Source organism: Rodentibacter trehalosifermentans, assembly GCF_002000545.1.
Classification (GTDB): domain Bacteria; phylum Pseudomonadota; class Gammaproteobacteria; order Enterobacterales; family Pasteurellaceae; genus Rodentibacter; species Rodentibacter trehalosifermentans.
Genome location: NZ_MLHL01000069.1, coordinates 1 through 20,755, shown reverse-complemented (window position 1 = coordinate 20,755; position 20,755 = coordinate 1). Strand labels below are relative to the sequence as shown.

The 20,755-nt window shown below is 41.0% G+C and carries 12 protein-coding genes and 3 pseudogenes; all 15 read right to left on the bottom strand.

The genetic code is table 11. The annotated features are described in order from the left end of the window. A pseudogene (locus BKK52_RS11345) lies at positions 1 to 420 on the bottom strand (hypothetical protein); the annotation flags it as partial. A gap of 150 nt (positions 421 to 570) precedes the next feature. After that, entirely contained in the window at positions 571 to 816 is a 246-nt protein-coding gene (locus BKK52_RS11340; RefSeq protein ID WP_077478714.1) for a hypothetical protein, read from the bottom strand. Continuing rightward, a pseudogene (locus tag BKK52_RS11335) lies at positions 806 to 2,932 on the bottom strand (hemagglutinin repeat-containing protein); the annotation flags it as partial. The gene BKK52_RS11340 and the pseudogene BKK52_RS11335, both read right to left, overlap by 11 nt. A gap of 328 nt (positions 2,933 to 3,260) precedes the next feature. After that, the gene (locus tag BKK52_RS11325) at positions 3,261 to 7,403 is read right to left on the bottom strand and encodes a hemagglutinin repeat-containing protein (RefSeq protein WP_244160244.1); all 4,143 of its coding nucleotides are present in this window, start codon (positions 7,401 to 7,403) and stop codon (positions 3,261 to 3,263) included. Beyond that, the gene (locus BKK52_RS13420; protein ID WP_143531419.1) at positions 7,375 to 7,740 is read right to left on the bottom strand and encodes a hypothetical protein; all 366 of its coding nucleotides are present in this window, start codon (positions 7,738 to 7,740) and stop codon (positions 7,375 to 7,377) included. The genes BKK52_RS11325 and BKK52_RS13420 overlap by 29 nt, the downstream gene beginning before the upstream one ends. A 3-nt stretch (positions 7,741 to 7,743) precedes the next feature. Further along, positions 7,744 to 10,296 (bottom strand): hemagglutinin repeat-containing protein, encoded by a 2,553-nt coding sequence (locus BKK52_RS11320; RefSeq protein WP_077478711.1) that lies wholly within the window; start codon positions 10,294 to 10,296, stop codon positions 7,744 to 7,746. Between the two features lie 17 nt (positions 10,297 to 10,313). Continuing rightward, entirely contained in the window at positions 10,314 to 10,688 is a 375-nt protein-coding gene (locus BKK52_RS11315) for a hypothetical protein (RefSeq protein WP_077478710.1), read from the bottom strand. 30 nt (positions 10,689 to 10,718) lie between these two features. Continuing rightward, the gene (locus BKK52_RS11310; RefSeq protein ID WP_077478709.1) at positions 10,719 to 10,910 is read right to left on the bottom strand and encodes a hypothetical protein; all 192 of its coding nucleotides are present in this window, start codon (positions 10,908 to 10,910) and stop codon (positions 10,719 to 10,721) included. A 14-nt stretch (positions 10,911 to 10,924) separates the two neighbouring features. Beyond that, the gene (locus BKK52_RS11305) at positions 10,925 to 11,596 is read right to left on the bottom strand and encodes a hypothetical protein (RefSeq protein WP_077478708.1); all 672 of its coding nucleotides are present in this window, start codon (positions 11,594 to 11,596) and stop codon (positions 10,925 to 10,927) included. 7 nt (positions 11,597 to 11,603) lie between these two features. Then, on the bottom strand, positions 11,604 to 12,086 hold the full coding sequence (locus tag BKK52_RS13415) for a hypothetical protein (RefSeq protein WP_131826450.1): 483 nt from the start codon (positions 12,084 to 12,086) through the stop codon (positions 11,604 to 11,606). After that, the gene (locus BKK52_RS13410) at positions 12,013 to 12,423 is read right to left on the bottom strand and encodes a hypothetical protein (RefSeq protein ID WP_122983410.1); all 411 of its coding nucleotides are present in this window, start codon (positions 12,421 to 12,423) and stop codon (positions 12,013 to 12,015) included. The genes BKK52_RS13415 and BKK52_RS13410 overlap by 74 nt, the downstream gene beginning before the upstream one ends. Next, positions 12,420 to 14,333 (bottom strand): hemagglutinin repeat-containing protein, encoded by a 1,914-nt coding sequence (locus BKK52_RS11290; RefSeq protein ID WP_077473636.1) that lies wholly within the window; start codon positions 14,331 to 14,333, stop codon positions 12,420 to 12,422. The genes BKK52_RS13410 and BKK52_RS11290 overlap by 4 nt, the downstream gene beginning before the upstream one ends. Next, positions 14,273 to 14,488, bottom strand: coding sequence for a hypothetical protein (locus BKK52_RS13690; protein ID WP_165688448.1), 216 nt, complete (start codon positions 14,486 to 14,488; stop codon positions 14,273 to 14,275). Before BKK52_RS13690 ends, BKK52_RS11290 begins: the two co-directional genes overlap by 61 nt. Before the next feature lie 77 nt (positions 14,489 to 14,565). Beyond that, the gene (locus BKK52_RS11285; RefSeq protein ID WP_077473637.1) at positions 14,566 to 14,943 is read right to left on the bottom strand and encodes a hypothetical protein; all 378 of its coding nucleotides are present in this window, start codon (positions 14,941 to 14,943) and stop codon (positions 14,566 to 14,568) included. Between the two features lie 791 nt (positions 14,944 to 15,734). Next, positions 15,735 to 20,755: pseudogene (locus BKK52_RS14265) on the bottom strand (hemagglutinin repeat-containing protein); the annotation flags it as partial.

The window sequence follows — 20,755 nt, the reverse complement described above, 5'->3', positions numbered from 1 at the left end:
TTCTTTATCCCAACCAACACCTACGCCAATTGAAGTGTCTAATGATGCCCAGCCTTCTGATGCTTTCATTTTGTTGCTCGAACCATCGGCATTAGTTGCATTTATCGTAGCATTGCCTTGGTTGTCCGTATAAAGAGGATTGCCGTTTTTATCCGTGGCTTGCTTGCTACTTTGTGGTGCACCTTCTTTAAACGGTGTCTCAAAATTCATCGCGACATTACCACTCACCCCAAAACTTGAACCACTGTAATTCGAGTGGTTTTCTATATCGCTATGACTGAGAGTGCCTGTGCTAAAGCGGTTTTTGTTTTCATCTTCCGCTTGTTGAGTGGAGGTGATGATTGCTCCTTTTAAATCCGTGTGGTTGTTCACATTGATGTGATAACCCTCATCCCCCGCATAAATCCCTGCCATGTTCATTTGTTTGCCTTTTTTAGGTAAAGATGGGTTAAATCCTTTTCCTTTCCAAATATCATTAAAATATTCATTATCAGACTGTTCAAACCTTGAGGCATTCTCTCCTTTTAAATTTATAGAATTACCATTATCATTTAGGCAATACCAATAATTCTATTTATTATTAATATATTCAGATATACATTCCAAATGAGCTTTATTTGCAATATTCCTATCTTCAATCGTTTTTCTAGACATATGAGAAGTCTTTTGAGTACAAAAATCCATAGCCATTTTTTCATTATGTGTTAATTCTCTTATAACATCACCATTCCAATATCTAACAAAATAACTTCTTTCAGAAAAACAGGAAGTTAGAATAAATATAAGAGGAAAAATTAATGTTTTTTTATTTATCATTTTTCTGCACCTCTCTATTTCTAATAATTAACGGTAATGATGAGTTATTTGTATCATTCCCCCATTTATCTAAAAAGTCTATATAATATGGATTATTTGTTCCTTTTCCTTCTTTAATTTGATTGCCTTTAAGATCAATTAATTTTCCGTTATCATCTCTCAACTCACTACTAGGAGTTTCTGCAAAATAACTACTATGAGAATAACACAACAAGCATTCACCACCTGTGGTTTCATTAAATCCGGTTAATCCTAAATTCCATTTATTTCCCACAAAATCTGATTTGTGAACCGCTGATTTCACTTCAGTCTCATCACGACGTTGCCAATACCCATTTTTATCCTTATAAACATAACCACCATTGTTTTTTACAAGGTTATTTTTATAATCCTGAACGTGGGTTGCTGTTCCAAAGAAACGGGATTCTCGAATCGGAATATTGGTTAGCCCATTTCGATTGGCATTTTGAAGTGCAACACTTGCGGTTAACCCGCCCCGACTATGATTGCTTAAATCAATTTGATAGCCATTTCTCTTTGCATAATCATACAATTGAATATTTGCCTTTTCTGCTGTTGTTAATGGCAAACGACCACCGATTAAATCATTAAGCTTATCATAACCGGCATAAATTAATTCCGAGACATAGTTCCCTGTGGGTCTGTTATAAACAACATACACCCCATCCTTATTGATTTCCCATTTATTTTGTTTAATAGCATTTTTCAATGCATCATCAAGTGGATTCAAAATACCGTTATTAGAAATGGTAATAACATTATTTGAATTACTTGGTTTTATCTCTGAAATATCAAAAATTTGTCGTTTGTAGCCTATCTGAGCCTTGCCCGGTTCAGTCGGTCTAGCTGAGCCGTCCATATTCTTATCGGCACAGTATAATGAATCTTGCTTACATTTCGTTTCCCAAATCTGTTTAGGTGAGAATGCCGCATGAACAAAAGGGGTTACACTTGCTGCTGAACCTGTATAGAGCAACGCTTTTGAATTACCCCAGCCATATAATCCGCCAAGAACAATATCTGTAGCAAGAGAGACATCCTCCCATATATTCGCTTGACGTTCTAACTCTAATGATTCTTTCGTGTTATAACCATTTTTTCCATCCTTCCCTTTGGTATTTTTACGAATCTCAACGGCTTCTGTACGCTTTTTATCTGCAATATTGTAAAGCTCTTGTTTAATATTTTGTCGGGTTTTGTCAAATTCCTGCGTTATCTCTCTTTGTAAATCCAACTCTTTTTGCACCTTCTCTTTATCAAAACGGTTTTCAAGTTTGCCGCTTTGAGCTTGAGCATTGTCAGTGGTGATGTCCGTTTTGATTGACGCCAGCGTTTCTGCGGCGGTTTTGCCTGTGCGGTTGAGTTGTTCCGTTTCCTCTTTGATGAGGAGGTTCTTCGTGTTGATGCCACTTTTCGTAATACTGCGTTGACTCTCTTTGTCTGAGCCATAGCCAATGCTATGTCCCACTTCAAGAGAATCCCAACCTTGAGCCGGTATCGGTTTGTTTGTTTTCGTTGTCGTGATATTTCCATCTTTATAAAGAGGCTGACCATGTTCATTTTGGGCTTGTTTACTACTTTGTGCAGCCCCCTCTTTAAGCGGTGTCTCAAAATTCATCGCCACACTGCCACTTACCCCAAAACTTGAACCGCTGTAATTAGAGCGGTTTTCTATATCGCTATGGCTAAGTGTACCTGTGCTGAAGCGGTTTTTGTTTTCGTCTTCTGCTTTTTGCGTGTAGGTGATAATCGCGCCTTTTAAATCCGTGTGGTTGTTTACATTGATGTTATACCCCTCATCCCCCGCATAAATCCCTGCCTGTTCATTCACGCTCGCATGGTCGGCATTGATTTTCGATTGGCTGTAACTGCCACTTGCGGCAAAGCCGTAACCCACCGTGACACTGCCTGCCACGTTCATTTGTTTGCCTTTGTAGGTGGATTTATCTTGTAGGCTTTCGATGTTAAGGTTTTGTGCATCAAGCTCCACACGCTTGCCTTTTAATTGGCTGCCGATAAGGTTCGCATCGCCACCTGCCATCACGGTAGTTTGGCTATGGCTATCTCCCACATGGCTTGCTACATAGGTGGTGTCCTTACGCTAAATCATAGTTGTGGTTGTGACGGCGGATTTCAGTTTCACAATAATAAGAAAGTGCGATCATTTTAAGTGTTCAAACCTTAAAAATTAACCGCACTTTATATTTTAACTAATTATTTATACTTCCCCGCTATAAAATAACCAGATACATAAATTATAAATAAAGCAGCCCAAACCCTCAAGCAAAGGTACAAATAGCCTTTATCTATAAAAAATTCAAATTGATCTATTTCTCCCTTAGAAAAAAACCTATTTATATAAACCATTAATTGCAAGCCCAGCAACATAAGAAAAGAATTTTTAAATGAAATTAAAAAGATCATTATTTTTTATCTCCTTTTTTATTTTCATAATTCAAGAATTGATTCATAAATTCACCTGAAATGAATCCTAAATAAGGAGCCATCGGCTTTAATGGCTCTGGTGCCATTTTTTCAACAATAGAACCAAGTGTAGTACCTTGAGCATAGTTTACCTGTTCATTTAATTGTGATTTACCCTCTGATGCAGCGGAGATTGCTGTATCAATCGAACCAATTAACACTGCCATTCCAGCCGGAAGATTTAGCATATACGGTGCCATCAACCCTGTTTTTAGTGTGTTATTAGTATTCACCTCACCATTTACTACATACTGCGCTGTTGCACCAGCTGCAGTTCCAATTGCAGCTTGCTTGGCATACTGTTCAGCGGTCATTTTACTTAAAGGTTGCACAGCATTTTGAATACCTTGAACGCTCGTTTTCACAACTTCAACTTGTCCCGGTGTCATAAATGATTTCGCACTGGTCGCTGCTTTTGAAATACCCTCCACCGCCTTTTCAGATAACGTCACCACACGAGGATGGGTTGCCACAAATTGAACGGCTTTTCCAAGTTTTAATGCGCCTGCAACCTCTGGCGCAACAAGCATTGGAACAACTTCCATCGCGACCTCACGTGTCACATAGATAACTTTACCAGTGGCACTCACAATAGCGTAAAGCCCATCGAAAGTTTGCATTACAATAGGATGTTCTTCACGTATCATTTTATCAATTTCAGTTTTCACTTCGACAAGTTTAGCCTCACCTTGAGCCTGCGGGAATATTTCAGGCGTTACATTACCAAATATCGGCACTTCAGCATTATTCTCCACCGCCTCCTTCGCCGTCTTCGCAGCGATGATGGCGCCATCAGAACTATTTGCCACTGTACCACCCGCAATCCCCGCTGCCACTTGGCTTAAGGCGGAGACAGTGAGTTTTTCCTCTTGACTGAGCTGATTTGGGGATTTGTCGTATAAGGTTTCAGCGATAATGTTTGCGGCAGCTTCGCCTGTCACGGCTCCGGCTGCCCCTGCTGCCACGTTGCGGTTGCCGGCGTAGGCTTCCACCGCCCCCCAAAGGGCGTGAGCGGTGAGGTTAAGCGTGGTGTTGACGTTGCCGTTTTTATCCGTGGTCGCTTCTTTGATTTGGTAGTTCACTGTTGGCGATAATCCTGATGCAATCACTTCCGCTACCGGTCTGCCACCAAGGGCAGTGCTGAGTACGTTGAGCGCAGAATCTAAAATTCTACGTTGGCTACCGCCCGTTTCCCATTCTTTCGCTTCTTTGTTTGCGCTGTCAAAGTTGGCTTTGGCTTGGCTGAGCAAAGTGCGGTTGGTTTCGCTGTCGTTTTCTTTTAACGCGTTTTGTGCTTGTTCCAGTTTAACCGCGGCTTCGTATTTTTTCTTGCGTGCCGCTTCGCTCACTTTGTCTGCAATCAAGGTGCCGGTTTCAGTCACGGTCTTGCCAAAAGATTCCGTCACTTCACGTTGTAAATCCAGCTCTTTTTGCACCTTGTCTTTATCAAAACGATTATCTAGCTTACCACTTTGCGCTTGTGCTTGTGCATTGTCCGTGGTGATGTCCGTTTTAATGTCGGCGATGGTTTCTGCTGCGGTTTTGCCGGTTAGGCGTTGTTGTGCAGCTTCATCTTTGATGGTGATATTTTGGGTGTTGATACCGCTTTTAGTTATGCTGCTTTGGTTGTCTTTGTCCGAGCCATAACCCATTCCATAGTCAGCTTGAAGAGATGCAAGCCCTTCTGCCGCTTTCACTTTGTTGGTTGAACCATCCGCATTGGTGGCATTGACCGTGGTGTTGCCTTGGCTATCCGTATAAAGCGGGTTGCCGTTTTTGTCGGTGGCTTGTTTACTACTTTGTGCAGCCCCCTCTTTAAGCGGTGTCTCAAAATTCATCGCCACACTGCCACTCACCCCAAAACTTGAACCGCTGTAATTCGAGTGGTTTTCTATATCGCTGTGACTGAGAGTGCCTGTGCTAAAGCGGTTTTTGGCGCCATCTTCCGCTTGTTGGCTAGAGGTGACAATTGCCCCTTTTAAATCCGTGTGGTTGTTCACATTGATGTGATAACCCTCATCCCCCGCATAAATCCCGGCTTGTTCGTTCACACCGGCGTAGTCTGCATTGATTTTCGATTGGCTATAGCTCCCCCCTACAGCAACCCCATAGCCCACCGTCACACTCCCTGCCACGTTCATTTGTTTGCCTTTGTAAGTCGCCGTGTCTTGCAGGCTCGCTATGTTGAGATTCTCGCTATTGAGACTGACGCGGTTTCCTTTCACTTGGCTGTTTATAATATTCACATCGCCCCCCGAATTGAGGGTCGTTTGGCTATTCGCATCCCCAACATGGCTTGCCACATAGGTTTTCTCATCACCATTGCCGTAACCCTTGCCATAGTGACCGCCCAATGTCACTCCGGCTGCCGCACCATTGCTCACTTTAATTGCCGCCCCCACATTCACACCTCTCGATTGATGGGTGCTGCGTTCTTTGTGGTGCTGTTCTGCCGGGCTGAGGTTGATATCGTTGTCCGCAATCAGATGGGTTCCGCCCTTGCCTGAAACATCCGCACCGTTGATGTGAATATCAGACGCTTTCCCTGCGCCTGTCGCCACAATCTTCACCTTGCCTCCCGCATTCACTTGGGCGGTGGCAGCCGTTTTTCCTGCTGTATGGGTTTGATTGACACTTTTTTGTTGTCCGTAGGTGATTTGAACTCCCACCACGGAATCTACGCCACCCTCTCCCATCGCATCTTGAAGGGCTTTTCCTGCCTGACCTACCGCTTGTCCCGCACGATAAACGTCCATCCCCGCATTCGCTGCCGCCATCGCATTCACTCGGTCATTTTTGCTCTTGCCCACTTTATCGGCAGATTTGACCGCACTTTGCACCGCTTGAAGCGCGGAGAGAATCGGCGAAGTGATGGCTAGTGTTGAGCCTTTTTGCTCAAAGGTTTGTTTGGTGTGAGTTTCGTATTTGTCGCTTGCGGCTTGAATGTTCACTTGCTTGGCGAGAATATTCACCTCCCCTTTTACACTACTCACTGCACTTGCCGTTTGGGTGTAATGATTCTCTGCAATGAGGGCAGTATCGCCCTTTAAGCTCCCCACTTGTGAACCAGCGGCGTAATGCTTGGTTTGGTCGGCTTCTGTGGTTTGTTTTTGGCGACCTAAAGTAATGCCTATCCCACCACTCAATAACCCGGATTTTTTCTTGCTGTAAAAATCTTCTGAATACACCCGGTTTTCGGCTTCCTTGATGTCGATGTTTTTCGCTTGTATCGTTAAGCCGTTTTCAGCAACAACATTGGAGCCTTGTATGTTCACATTACCATAGCTGGAGTGGAGAGTGATATTGTCTGCATCTAAATTTGAACCTTCGGCTAAATCGTAGCTATGGATATGGCGGCGAATTTCGGTTTTAGACTGAAGCACGCCACGTTTCGTCCATTTTATCCCCTCTGAAAGCCTTTCCTGCTGACGACTTTCTTCAATATGAATATCACCTTCAGATAACACTTGCATTTTGCCCTGGCTACTTGCTGAAATACCTCGCATTTCGACCGCACTTTTGCCCACAAAACGGCTGTTACCCTCGAGGTTAAATTGATTACCTACCTCGTTTTTTTGGTCGAGCTTATAATAGTTATCACGGTCTTTGATATAGTGCTGTTTGTTTTCAGTTTCCACCGTGCCAAAATTGAGTTTATCGCCGGCTTGGAAATCCACATCACCTTTCACACTGGTATTTGCACCTTTCACCGTTAAGGATTCTTTGGCATAAAGGCTCACCTTTCCACGATGTGCCTCATCGCCTACCTGAATAGAAGCAATTCTATCAATATTTCGGTGTTTAAAACGCCCATTATCTGCCGTCTCGGACAGGGTGCTTTCAATATTGATATTTTGGGCACTGCCTACGAGGTTTTCACTCGCCTTCAATACACCACCTAAATTATCAAGGCGATTTTTTGCAAACAGATATAAATCCCGACCTTGCAGACTTCCACCTAAATTTTCAATGTTGTTCGCACTCAAATGTGTGAGGTTACGCCCGGCAATAACACCACTGTTTTGAATGTCTCCTTTAGTGTTGGTGAGCACATCATTGGCTGAAATTACATGAATAAACACCTTTCCTACTAGAACATAAGCCTTTTTTATACACACAAATCCTAGCATTCTCAAGGGAACTTCCCTTTATTAAAGAACCATCGTAAGGTTCAATACCACAAGATTCTAGTATGTCTTTCTTTTTGTTATTCTCCACTTCTATTATTTTATAAGGTAATGTCAAAATACTATTTCTTTTTAGATTATCAACCTCAATACTGCTATACCATGAATCATATTCATGTAAACTAGGTGAATTACTACTAGAACACCAGCCTGTTAATGAATCACATTTATGCATAAATAAAAAACACCCATTAAGTAAAAAAGTTGAAAATAAAAGGATTATCAATTTCATATATTACTCCTTATTACTTTTTTTATTCAAATCATAAATCCGTCTTTCAAGATTCATTTGTTGATCTTTTCTATAACCATCCTTTACACATTGTACATTACCAATGCCTGAACAATTATGCGGAGAGGTAGCACCGAAGAAAAGGTCCCAAATCATTTTTAGTTTTCCTGATTTAGTCTCTTCATTGGTATATGGATTACGTCCAATAAGGCTACCTACACTATCGTACTTATTATTTTCAAAAATAATTGAACCTTCCGCACTCATTCTACCATTATTAATGCCTTGTAATCTTGCCAAACGCTCATCTGCTTTTTCAACGTTTGCTGCCGGTCCAACCATTTTTATCGTTGTTCCTGATAACAATCCTGTGTTATTTTTATCCTTATCAAGCGCATTGAGGGCATTATCTACCGTCAATGTTCCTCGACTATGCGCACCTACATAAAGATTTTGTTTACCATACTGTGCCATGATGTTTTTAGCTTGAACTGTTGAATTACCAAGTCCCCCAATTGCTCCTTCCATATTTTTCTGATAAAAAGCAACCATTAATTCCGACAATGCATTATTGGCTTCTGGATTATGCACAAAATAAAGATTCTGATAAATTTTATTTCCGTCTTTATCCACAATATAATTTTGCGTAGCATATTTGGCTGCCGCTTGTAAATTATTTAATATGCCATTAAACATCACAGCAATTCCTTGTTTCTCCGTCTTCGTTTCTTGATCAAAGAATTTTGTTAATTTAAATGCTACTCTTTCCTGATCGGACACTTCTCTTAATTTATAAATATTTATGCCTAAAGGGTTCTCTTTAATGTATTTAGCAATAAATTCTTTTTCAGATTGATCTTGAGGTTTTAATTTTTCATACATTGCTTTTGCTTGTGCCTTTAACACATCTTCTCGCTCTTTATCTACTATAGGTTCTCCTCGTTCATTCAGTTCAAATGTCATTAATCGATGTTCAGCAATAAACTGACTTCGATACGCCTCATCAGTAAATCCTGCCACATTTTTCGCAAAACCTTGAATGGTTTCTACATCTTGCTCAACATCCTTCTGCATCTTCGAATAATCCACTTTTTCAAGTTTATTGCTTTCTTGCTCAGTCGATTTTTTGATGGATTCCATATTTTCTTTGCCTTTATCGCTGCCAATATTGAAATTCCCTTCGCTTATCACCGAATAGGTCGTGCTTTGACGATTTTCACTTTGCTTGCTATTGGTGGCTAAGTTGGTTAATCCCACTTTAGCGAGTGCATACAAATCTGTACTGTGGATGTCATCCATCCCCAAACCAAATTTCACCGCAGATTCATTGGCTTTATTTGGATTTGCTTGCTCAAAGGTTTCTCCTTCTCTACCTTTTCGATAAACATCATTGCGTTCTTTATCTTCGTCAGAGGTTTGGTCTCGACCAAAAGATACACCTCCCGCCAGCCCCATTGATGACGATTTGGCGTTGGAATAATTTTGAATATCGGCATATTCAAAATCTTGTGCGGTGAGCTGATTTTTTTCTTTCGGCGCTTGTGAAAGTATTGCGCCCCCCGTTAAGGAAACTTTATTTTTAACGTTTACATCATAACCATTATCACCCGCATAAATCCCGGCTTGTTCGTTCACGCTTGCATAATCTAAACTTGTTTTAGATTGATTAAATGAACCACTCGCAGCGACTCCCGCCCCCACCGTCACACTCCCTGCCACGTTCATTTGTTTGCCTTTGTAAGTCGCCGTGTCTTGCAGGCTCGCTATGTTGAGATTCTCGCTATTGAGACTGACGCGGTTTCCTTTCACTTGGCTGTTTATAATATTCACATCGCCCCCCGAATTGAGGGTCGTTTGGCTATTCGCATCCCCAACATGGCTTGCCACATAGGTTTTCTCATCACCATTGCCGTAACCCTTGCCATAGTGACCGCCCAATGTCACTCCGGCTGCCGCACCATTGCTCACTTTAATTGCCGCCCCCACATTCACACCTCTCGATTGATGGGTGCTGCGTTCTTTGTGGTGCTGTTCTGCCGGGCTGATGTTGATATCGTTGTCCACAATCAGATGGGTTCCACCCTTGCCTGAAACATCCGCACCGTTGATGTGAATATCGGACGCTTTCCCTGCGCCTGTCGCCACAATCTTCACCTTGCCTCCCGCATTCACTTGGGCGGTGGCAGCCGTTTTTCCTGCCGTATGGGTTTGATTGACACTTTTTTGTTGTCCGTAAGTGATTTGAACCCCCACCACAGAATCCACTCCGCCTTCGCCCAGGGCATCTTGAACGGCTTTTCCTGCCTGCCCCACCGCTTGTCCTGCTCGATAAGCATCCATCGCAACATTTGCCGCAGACATCGCATTCACCCGGTCATTCTTGCTTTTCCCCACTTTTTCACCGGATTTGACCGCACTTTGCACCGCCTGCAATGCGGAGAGAATCGGCGAGGTTATCGCAAGCGTTAAGCCTTTTTGTTCAAAGGTTTGTTTGGTATGGGTTTCGTATTTGTCATCGGCAGATTGAATGTTCACCTGCCGGGCAAGGATATTCATTGATATTTCAAAAAAATCTAATCCTTAAATCTCACGTCTTCATCTTTTAACCAATCATACTTTTGGGGTATGTCTCTATAAAGTGGTGTATGATTAACTCTCATACAATGAACGTATATGTCGCTTTTATTTACCTGTCCTTCCCCATAGATTTTCTGTTTTTTATTAAATAATGTATTTATTATTTTATTACATCTTTTATTATTTTTTTCTCTCAATATTTTTTTCTCTATAGGTTCATTATCATAGAATGCCTGTTCTTCTTTAGCAAATGCTATAGATGTATTTTGCCTTGCATAATATCCATCCCATAACTTAACAATAAAAGATCCTTCTCTTGCACAATTATTTAGAAATAATATAGTGATTAAAATTAAAGCATTAACTTTCATGCCAACTCCTCCTATTTGTATTTAATATTTTTAGGTAAAGATGGATTTTCTACTTGATTTTCCTCTATTCCCCCTTTTTTTTAAATCAATAAAATCCTCTTTATCATCTTTCAAAAAGTCTCTCGGAACTTCAGAAGAATAACCATAACTTAATAGTAATGCACTTGTTAAACAACCACTTAGAAGAGGTATGCTAGTTAAAATTAAAATTTTACCTTTCATAATTACTCCTTTTATTATTTAACATTTTTGGGTAAAGACAGATTTATATTATTTTCTGTTGATTTCCAAATTTTATTAAAGTCCTCAAAATATGGATTTTTAATTTGATTTTCTTCTGAAACTACATTTCCTTTTAAATCAATAAAACCTCCTTTCTCATTTCTCAAATATTCACTAGGTTTTTCCGCATAATAACTACTATGAGAATAACACAACAAGCATTCACCACCTGTGGTTTCATTAAATCCGGTTAATCCTAAATTCCATTTATTTCCCACAAAATCTGCCTTGTGAACTGCTGATTTCACCTCAGTTTCATCACGATATTGCCAATGTCCATTCTTATCTTTATAAATATAACCACCATTATTTTCAACGAGGTTATTTTTATAATCTTGAACGTGAGTTGCCGTTCCAAAGAAACGGGATTCTCGAATCGGAATATTGGTTAGCCCATTTCGATTGGCATTTTGAAGTGCAACACTTGCGGTTAAGCCGCCCCGACTATGATTGCTTAAATCAAATTGATAGCCATTTCTCTTTGCATAATCATACAATTGAATATTTGCCTTTTCTGCTGTTGTTAACGGCAAATGCCCACCAATTAAATCATTAAGCTTATCATAACCGGCATAAATTAATTCTGAGACATAGTTCCCTGTGGGTCTGTTATAAACAACATACACCCCATCCTTATTGGTTTACACCTGCTGCCGCCCCTGTATAGAGCAGCGCTTTTGAATCACTCCAGCCATATACCCCGCCAAGAACAAGATCTGTTGCAAAAGCAACATCTTCCCACATATCCGCTTGACGCTCTAACTCTAATGATTCTTTCGTGTTATAACCGTTTTTTCCATCTTTTCCCTTAGTGTTTTTACGAATTTCAACCGCTTCTGCACGCTTTTTATCCGCAATATTATAAAGTTCTTGTTTTATATCTTGTCGGGTTTTGTCAAACTCTTGTGTTACCTCTCTTTGTAAATCTAACTCTTTTTGCACCTTGTCTTTATCAAAACGGTTTTCAAGTTTGCCGCTTTGAGCTTGAGCGTTGTCAGTGGTGATATCCGTTTTGATTGACGCCAGCGTTTCTGCTGTTTTACTACTCCCTTTGTGACCCCGTTTGCAAGCAAGTTGGGTAATCCGGATATTCCTTACAGCCCCACGGTTTAACATCCGGTTTGCTATGTTTAGCTCTCCATTGAATACACAAAGGTCTTCTCCACATACCCATATTTTCACAAACCGGTCCCCCATCTAGATACCAACCTTTGCTTTCCATACAAAGATTCACCTTCGGATCATCACTTTCTCCAATAACAAAATCCATTCCACAAGCCAACATATCTTTTTCTTTTCTATCCACGTATTTAACCAATGCATGCTTATCTGATTTCGGATACAAATCATTAAAGTTATGTAATCGCCAAAAAAAATACGATTTAGGTGGCTGAAACCAACCTCTGCATCCCATTAAGATAACCGCTACTGTCAATATCAATAATCGCTTCATTTGCTTTTTCCTTCAGATTTATTTAGCTCAAAAATGGTTTGTTCATTGCCCATTCGTAAATCTCCTTCTTGTCTATAGCCATCATTAATGCATTGTCTTTGACTTAACCCATGACAATTATGAACAGATAAATGCTTATCACTGAACATATCCAATGTTCTTTTTAGCCAACCTTTATTGTGATTATTTTCTGAGGTCGTCGCTGGATTTCCACCCAATAAAATTGGCATACTTCCTACTGGATCTAATGCATTGTTTTCAATGCGGATTGAATCGCTTGCATTGGTTTCATCTCGAATAGTCCCCGTTTGTAATAAACTTAACTTATTATCTGCTCTCGTTACATCTGCCGCTGGTCCGACCATCTTTATAGTAGTGCCGGAAAGCAACTGTTTCTCTTGGTTTTCTTTGGTATTTAAGGCTGTTAACGCATTACTAAGCGTTAATGTACCACGGCTATGCGACCCCAGATATAAATCCTCTTTACCATACCGCTTCATTAGATCTACCGCTTGTAAGGCAGAATTATCCATGCCTAATACATTACCAAAAGCCCCCTCAAACATCTTTTCATAACCCGCAATCAAAAGCTCCGAAAAACTATTATTCGCTTCGGGGTGATGAACAAAATAGCTCCCGCCATATAATCGTTTATTAATGTCCCCCGATTGCTCATTTTTTCCGGCGACATAATTCTGCACGGCAAATTTCGCCGCAGCGTTTCGGTCATTAAAAATACCGTTAAAGGCGATTACATATTTACCTTCAGTTTTTCCGGTTATCGGATCGATATAAGTCACTTTTTGTAGTCGATCACGCTCTTGATCCGATAACTCATGTAATTGATAAATATTACGTCCTTTGTCCTTTTGTTGCTCAAGATACACTTCTCTATTTATTCCTTTTTTATCTGCTTCTTCATTGATTTTATTTAGGATATCCAAGTCTTTAACAGGCTTACCATTCTGATCTATTTTATGAGTAAACATTCTATGTTCTGCTATAAACATTGTCCGATACGCCTCATCAGTAAATCCTGCCACATTTTTCGCAAAACCTTGAATTGTTGCTACATCCTGCTCAACATCCTTCTGCATCTTCGAATAATCCACTTTTTCAAGTTTATTGCTTTCTTGTTCAGTCGATTTTTTGATGGATTCCATATTTTCTTTGCCTTTATCGCTGCCAATATTGAAATTCCCTTCGCTTATCACCGAATAGGTCGTGCTTTGACGATTTTCACTTTGCTTGCTATTGCCGGCTAAGTTGGTTAATCCCACTTTAGCGAGTGCATACAAATCTGTACTGTGGATGTCATCCGTCCCCAAACCAAATTTCACCGCTGATTCATTGGCTTTATTTGGATTAGCTTGGTCAAAAGTTTCTCCTTCTCTACCCTTTCGATAAATATCATTGAGTTCTTTGTCTTCGTCAGAAGTTTGGTCTCGACCAAAAGATACACCTCCCGCCAGCCCCATTGCTGACGATTTGGCATTGGAATAATTTTGAATATTAGAATATTCAAAATCTTGTGCTGTGAGCTGATTTTTTTCTTTCGGCGCTTGTGAAAGTATTGCGCCCCCCGTTAAGGAAACTTTATTTTTAACGTTTACATCATAACCATTATCACCTGCATAAATCCCGGCTTGTTCGTTCACACCGGCGTAGTCGGCATTGATTTTCGATTGGCTATAGCTCCCCCCTACAGCAACCCCATAGCCCACCGTCACACTCCCTGCCACGTTCATTTGTTTGCCTTTGTAAGTCGCCGTGTCTTGCAGGCTCGCTATGTTGAGATTCTCGCTATTGAGACTGACGCGGTTTCCTTTCACTTGGCTGTTTATAATATTCACATCGCCCCCCGCATTGAGGGTCGTTTGGCTATTCGCATCCCCCACATGGCTTGCCACATAGGTTTTCTCATCACCATTGCCGTAACCCTTACCACATAGTTACCACCTAATGTCACACCGGCGGCCACGCCATTGCTCACTTTAATCGCCACCCCGGCATTAAAACCGGCTGATTTGTTGGTGTGAAAAATAAAAGTGCGGTCAATCCTCAAGCTGTTTTAAAACGCTTTGAAAATCAAGTGTGCTTTATAACTTAACAAACAGCTAACTTAAAAAAACACCCAAAATGTTATTCATTGCATATTCTCTTATCTGTGGTCGAATTTTTTCGACCACAATCATTAATAGAAACGTAACCTTTGCTTTTCATACACTTTCTAAAATTACTAGATAATTCTTCTAATAGCTCTTTATTAAGTGGCTCTAGCGCTTTTCGCCAAGCGCTATGTAAACTTAAATCTCCCCTCTTTGCTCCACAAGCAACGAGGTCATCCCATCGTTGTTGAGAATCCGTACGCCCTAAACTATAAGGCTTCTGAAACTTAGCCACAGAACTGTATGGTTCACCAAAACAAATTGTTGTCATTCCATGGTAGCAATCTTCTTTTATTGAATAACAACCTGAGATAATAAATATTGTAATTAGTATAAAAATATTTTTTTTCATTATCTTACTCCAAACAATAAATTCATAACTTCTATAGGGAGAGTGTGTGGAATTGTTGTCGGAGTTACCACCCCTACAGCACCAATAGAAAAATAATCAATATATTGTGCCTGTTGAGGAGTTAAGTCTCTTCTTCCATTTCCATCTTTATCATAAAAGAATAATTGCCCACCTACTAAATCATGTTGTCCTGCATAGGTTTCTGTTAACTTATCTAAAAATGAACCAGGCTTATACTCTAGGCCGAACATAGTACCTTTGATAGCTTGAAAACCTCCTGTCGCTCCGAATAATGCTCCGGATTCTTTTTTATCATTTAATAAAGATGCAACTGTCAGGTGAGTATTAGTTTCTTGATTTCCAATATAAACAATATGCCCTTTCTCATTACGAACTAAATTTCCGTCACTATCTGTCTTACAACGTTGATTATTAGATCCACAGATGATCCCATAATTCATTCGTACACCTCCTAGTTTTACACCGTCAAAAGCACCTGAGTTATACCCAACATTACTATAAAGTTTTCCTCCATCATTAACGTCTTCTACTGGTGGTGCAAGCAACGAATTCTTCAGTGATTCTCGTCTTGTTTCTGTATCAATCACCGAAATCAACGTTTTTGCTGACATAACTTTAGGTGAACCAGCAACAATACCTGTAGCTAAATCTAATCCAGTACGGATATGCTCAAGAGCATAAATATCTTTGATAATTTCATCAATTTTTTCTTCATATTTAGCTTTATCCTCAACTTTTGCATTGTGGAAATCTGTAATTGCCTGACGCAATTCTTTTCGTTTAGGTTCCTGATAATGATCTATTACTTTATCTTTTATCTCTTGAGCATTATCAATAAAATTTTTCGTTACCTCAGCTTGAAGCTTGATTTCTTTTAAAACTTCATCTTTATCAAAACGATTTTCCAACTTTCCAGAATGCTGTACTGCAATCTTTGCTGTTACCTCCGTTTTGATCTCAGCTTTTGTTTCTTCTGCTGTTTTACCTGTTTTTTCAAATTGTACTTTTTCATCTAGAATCTTAATATTATTAGAGTTTATACCCGATTTAGTTAAACTACTCTGACTTGATTTATGTTGTCCAATTCCTACGGATAAATTTCCATCTAAGGAGTCTAATCCTTTTTCTGGTATAGCTTTATTTTCTTTTCCGTTTGTCACGACTTCAGTAGTAACATCTCCACTTGAAGTTTTATAAAGTTTTTCACCATCTTCATTAACCATCTGTTTGGTACTTTGTGGTTTACCATCCTCCCCAAACGGTGTCTCAAAATTTGCGGCGACACTGCCACTCACCCCAAAACTTGAACCGCTGTAATTCGAGTAGTTTTCTATATCGCTGTGACTGAGAGTACCTGTGCTAAAGCGGTTTTTGTTTTCATCTTCCGCTTGTTGGCTAGAGGTGACAATTGCCCCTTTTAAATCCGTGTGGTTGTTCACATTGATGTGATAACCCTCATCCCCCGCATAAATCCCTGCTTGCTCATTCACACCGGCGTAGTCGGCATTGATTTTCGATTGGCTATAGCTCCCCCCTGCGCTAACCCCATAGCCCACCGTCACACTCCCTGCCACGTTCATTTGTTTGCCTGTGTAAGTCGCCGTGTCTTGCAGGCTCGCTATGTTGAGATTCTCGCTATTGAGACTGACGCGGTTTCCTTTCACTTGGCTGTTTATAATATTCACATCGCCCCCCGCATTGAGGGTCGTTTGGCTATTCGCATCCCCCACATGGCTTGCCACATAGGTTTTCTCATCACCATTGCCGTAACCTTTGCCATAGTGACCGCCCAATGTCACTCCGGCTGCCGCACCATTGCTCACTTTAATTGCCGCCCCCACATTCACACCTCTCGATTGATGGGTGCTGCGTTCTTTGTGCTGCTGTTCTGCCGGGCTGAGGTTGATATCGTTGTCCGCAATCAGATGGGTTCCGCCCTTGCCTGAAACATCCGCACCGTTGATGTGAATATCAGACGCTTTCCCTGCGCCTGTCGCCACAATCTTCACCTTGCCTCCCGCATTCACTTGGGCGGTGGCAGCCGTTTTTCCTGCTGTATGGGTTTGATTGACACTTTTTTGTTGTCCGTAGGTGATTTGAACTCCCACCACGGAATCTACGCCACCCTCTCCCATCGCATCTTGAAGGGCTTTTCCTGCCTGACCTACCGCTTGTCCCGCACGATAAACGTCCATCCCCGCATTCGCTGCCGCCATCGCATTCACTCGGTCATTTTTGCTCTTGCCCACTTTATCGGCAGATTTGACCGCACTTTGCACTGCTTGAAGCGCGGAGAGAATCGGTGAAGTGATGGCTAGTGTTAAGCCTTTTTGCTCAAAGGTTTGTTTGGTGTGGGTTTCGTATTTGTCGCTTGCGGCTTGAATGTTCACTTGCTTGGCGAGAATATTCACCTCCCCTTTTACACTACTCACTGCACTTGCCGTTTGGGTGTAATGATTCTCTGCAATGAGGGTGGTATCGCCCTTTAAGCTCCCCACTTGTGAACCAGCGGCGTAATGCTTGGTTTGGTCAGCTTCTGTGGTTTGTTTTTGGCGACCAAAGGTAACGCCAATGCCACCACTGAGTATCCCCCGATTTTTTCTTGCTGTAGTAATCATCGGAATAAACTCGGTTCTCCGCCTCTTTGATGTCAATGTTTTTGGCTTGTATCGTTAAACTGTCATCACCCACTACATCGGAACCTTGCACGCTAACCTTACCCTCTTGAGCGTAAATCTCAACACGATTGCCACTGATAACACTACCTTGGCTCAGTTCATAATCGTGCTTGTGTTTCCTTTCTTCGGTGACGTTATTCAAAACCCCTTTAGATGTTTGCTGACGGCGAGTATCCAAATGTTCACGGGTACGACCTTCTTTAATAAGAACATCGCCTTTAGACGCTATCACGACCTTGTCATTCTCACTCGCCACCTCTGCTTGACTAAATATTGCCTCTTTTTCTCCAACTAAACGTACCGCTTCTTTACCTTCAATCACTGTGCCCATTTCATTTTCTTGAGATAAGTGATAATGGTGGTTATCGCTAAAATCATAATATGCTTTGCTGCGTTGTTTTTCCGTCGTGACCGAAAGTTTACCTTTCGTATTTACATCAACAGAGCCTTCCGATTTCACCTTCGCCGCTTTCACAGTAATATCGCCACCACTTTGAATAGATAATACGCCCCCCTTACCTGTCACACTCAATTCACTTTGACGATCTACCTGTTTATTGTGGCTTTCAGTTCGACCTAATCGACTTGAGTTTTCCGTTGTGGTTGCGCCAAGCTCCACCGATTTCCCACCATAAAGTGATAAGTTATCTGCCGCGACTATCTTACCGCCAAGATTTACTAATTTTTGTTCAGCATTAAGGTTGACATTATTCGCCAATACCAAACCTTTATTCTCCAAATCTTTACCATATAAATTCACAAGATTAGCTGCAAGTATAGTCCCTTCATTCGTTATATTTGTCACACTACCTATAATGCTATCACCCGAAATCACCGAGCCGGTCGGTGTCACTTGTACCCGATTGGCGGCTAAATAAACCCGAGGTGTTAACACATTGAGTGTTTTACCACTGGGTAAGGTGATTTCTTTATTCACCATCCACACCAAATCGCTGGTAAGCTCTGCCATTTGTTTTTCGGTTAAACCTACCCCCGGCACTAAATCAAATTGTTTTGCATAACGCACACCGTTATCCATCAAGCCTTTATATTGCGCTAAATCATTTTGGTAACCGGCAAGATAACGACGACCGGTTAACTGATGGATTTGTTCGTTCACCAAGCGTTGTTCATAGAAACCATCGCCCAAACGTTTAAGTATATTGCTTGGCTCATTGCGTAATGCATTGAACAGATAATCCGAACTCAACCATTTTTGTTTATTCACAAAACGAGGGTCGGTTTCAATCACATAACCCTTTGGTGCATCCGGATTAACATTATAAAGTGATGATTTATCCAAGGATTGTGTCAGGCGATTTAATACCACCTCACTCACATCCGATTTATTTTCCACGCTGCGATGGGTAAATTCAGGCATCATATTTTCTTTATAAGCCAACACGCCTAAGTCTTTCACGCTTTTGCTCTGCTTAAAGTGATTAGCGGTATCGCTTTTAGTCGTATCATAATAATCAATACATTTACCCAAGACTTTTTTGGCACAAGCACGACCTTTATAAAAGGCAGTGACGAGTCCCTTATCCGTGATAATAGTGCGACCTTTAAATTCAGATTGATTTAATTGCCCTTCAGAAACCTCAATTATCCCTCCGGCAATAATTTTACTGTCTTGGTTATCTACACTGGCATCATTAAAGTTAATGCCACCACCACTAAAAATTTTGCCCTCTTGATATTCCGGGTCAAGCACCACCGTTTCATTGATGGTACGAATGTAGTTATATTCATGCCAGTTATCGCTTTCAATTTTTCCATCCGGTGAGTGAATGTGATAAAGGTTCTTCACTTTCTTATTTAATCCCCCAAAACTACTTTTATTATCCTGTTTAACTTTATAAACCCCAGCGGTTTTATCATAGATGGTAGAATCCTTGCCAATGCGATACTCAAAAATTGGCGTAGAAGAGGTATCCACATTTTCTGTTTTTAGGAAAAAGTGTTTATTTTCGACTGAATCGGTATTAAAACTCATTGCATTCGTTTTAGCCGTATCGTAAAGATTTAACGCTTCAATCAGACCATTGTAATTGTGAACATAAGCCGATTTCCCTATAACTTGGTGACTATCATCCAGTGCCTTACCTACATAAATCTTGCCCATACTTAAGAGAGTGCTTTCATTTCGGTTTAACACTTTATCTACGCCAATATCTAAGCGTTCCCGCGCTGCAATAACCGCTGCCTTATTTCCTTCTTCCAAGTTATTTAAACTGTCACCCTGTAAGGCGATATGCTCACCATAAATACGTCCAAAGCCAAGGTTATTAATGGTCAACGCTTTTGCTACAGTCAGCACACCATCAATTAAGCCACGGTTCGTCAAAAGTGCGGTCGAAATTTGTGTGCGATTTGCCGAAATTTCGGCCTCTTTCACATTTTCCACTTCAGCCGCTTGAATGATTGCCGCTTCACCAATACGAAGTGCACTGTGATTTGTGAGCTTGCCTTCTGTTGAAAAACGCAAGGTGCCATCCACTTTAAAGGCATTTTTTAAGTTAAGCCCATCTTTTAATGCAATTTCTGCATCACCTTTCGAGCTGATATTGCCTTCATCCACTAAGCTTTTCGTCGTGAGTTTAAGGGATTTATCCGCATGCAAGCGACCTTCTTTGTTATCGACCACACTTAAAGCTTTATTGCCTTCAAGCACCAATGCACCACTTGAAATCACATCGCCTTGTTGATTGTTAAAGACAGTCGTTTTAATCACGCCTTCTTCACCCATATTGATGCTACCTTGTTGGTTATTCAGTATGTCTGCGGTGAGAGACAGTTGTCCCGATTGAATGCCTTGCGGATTTTCCCCCTTCGATTTTGTGCCACGGTTATCCACATCTTTCGCCTGAATGGTGGCTTTTTCCGTTGCCACAATGAGTGAGCCTTTATCGGTTTGTTTTTGGTTATCCAGTTTGCTGGTGTGAATATCAACATGTTTACCTACAATCGTGCCTTGCTTGTTATCCGCATTTTTAGTGCGAAGTTGCACCTCGCCTTTGGCATAAACCGTGCCTTTGTTTTCAAGGGATTGGGTGGAATGAATACGTGTGTTTTCATTCGCCCCGATAAAACCTTGATTGACAATCCGCCCC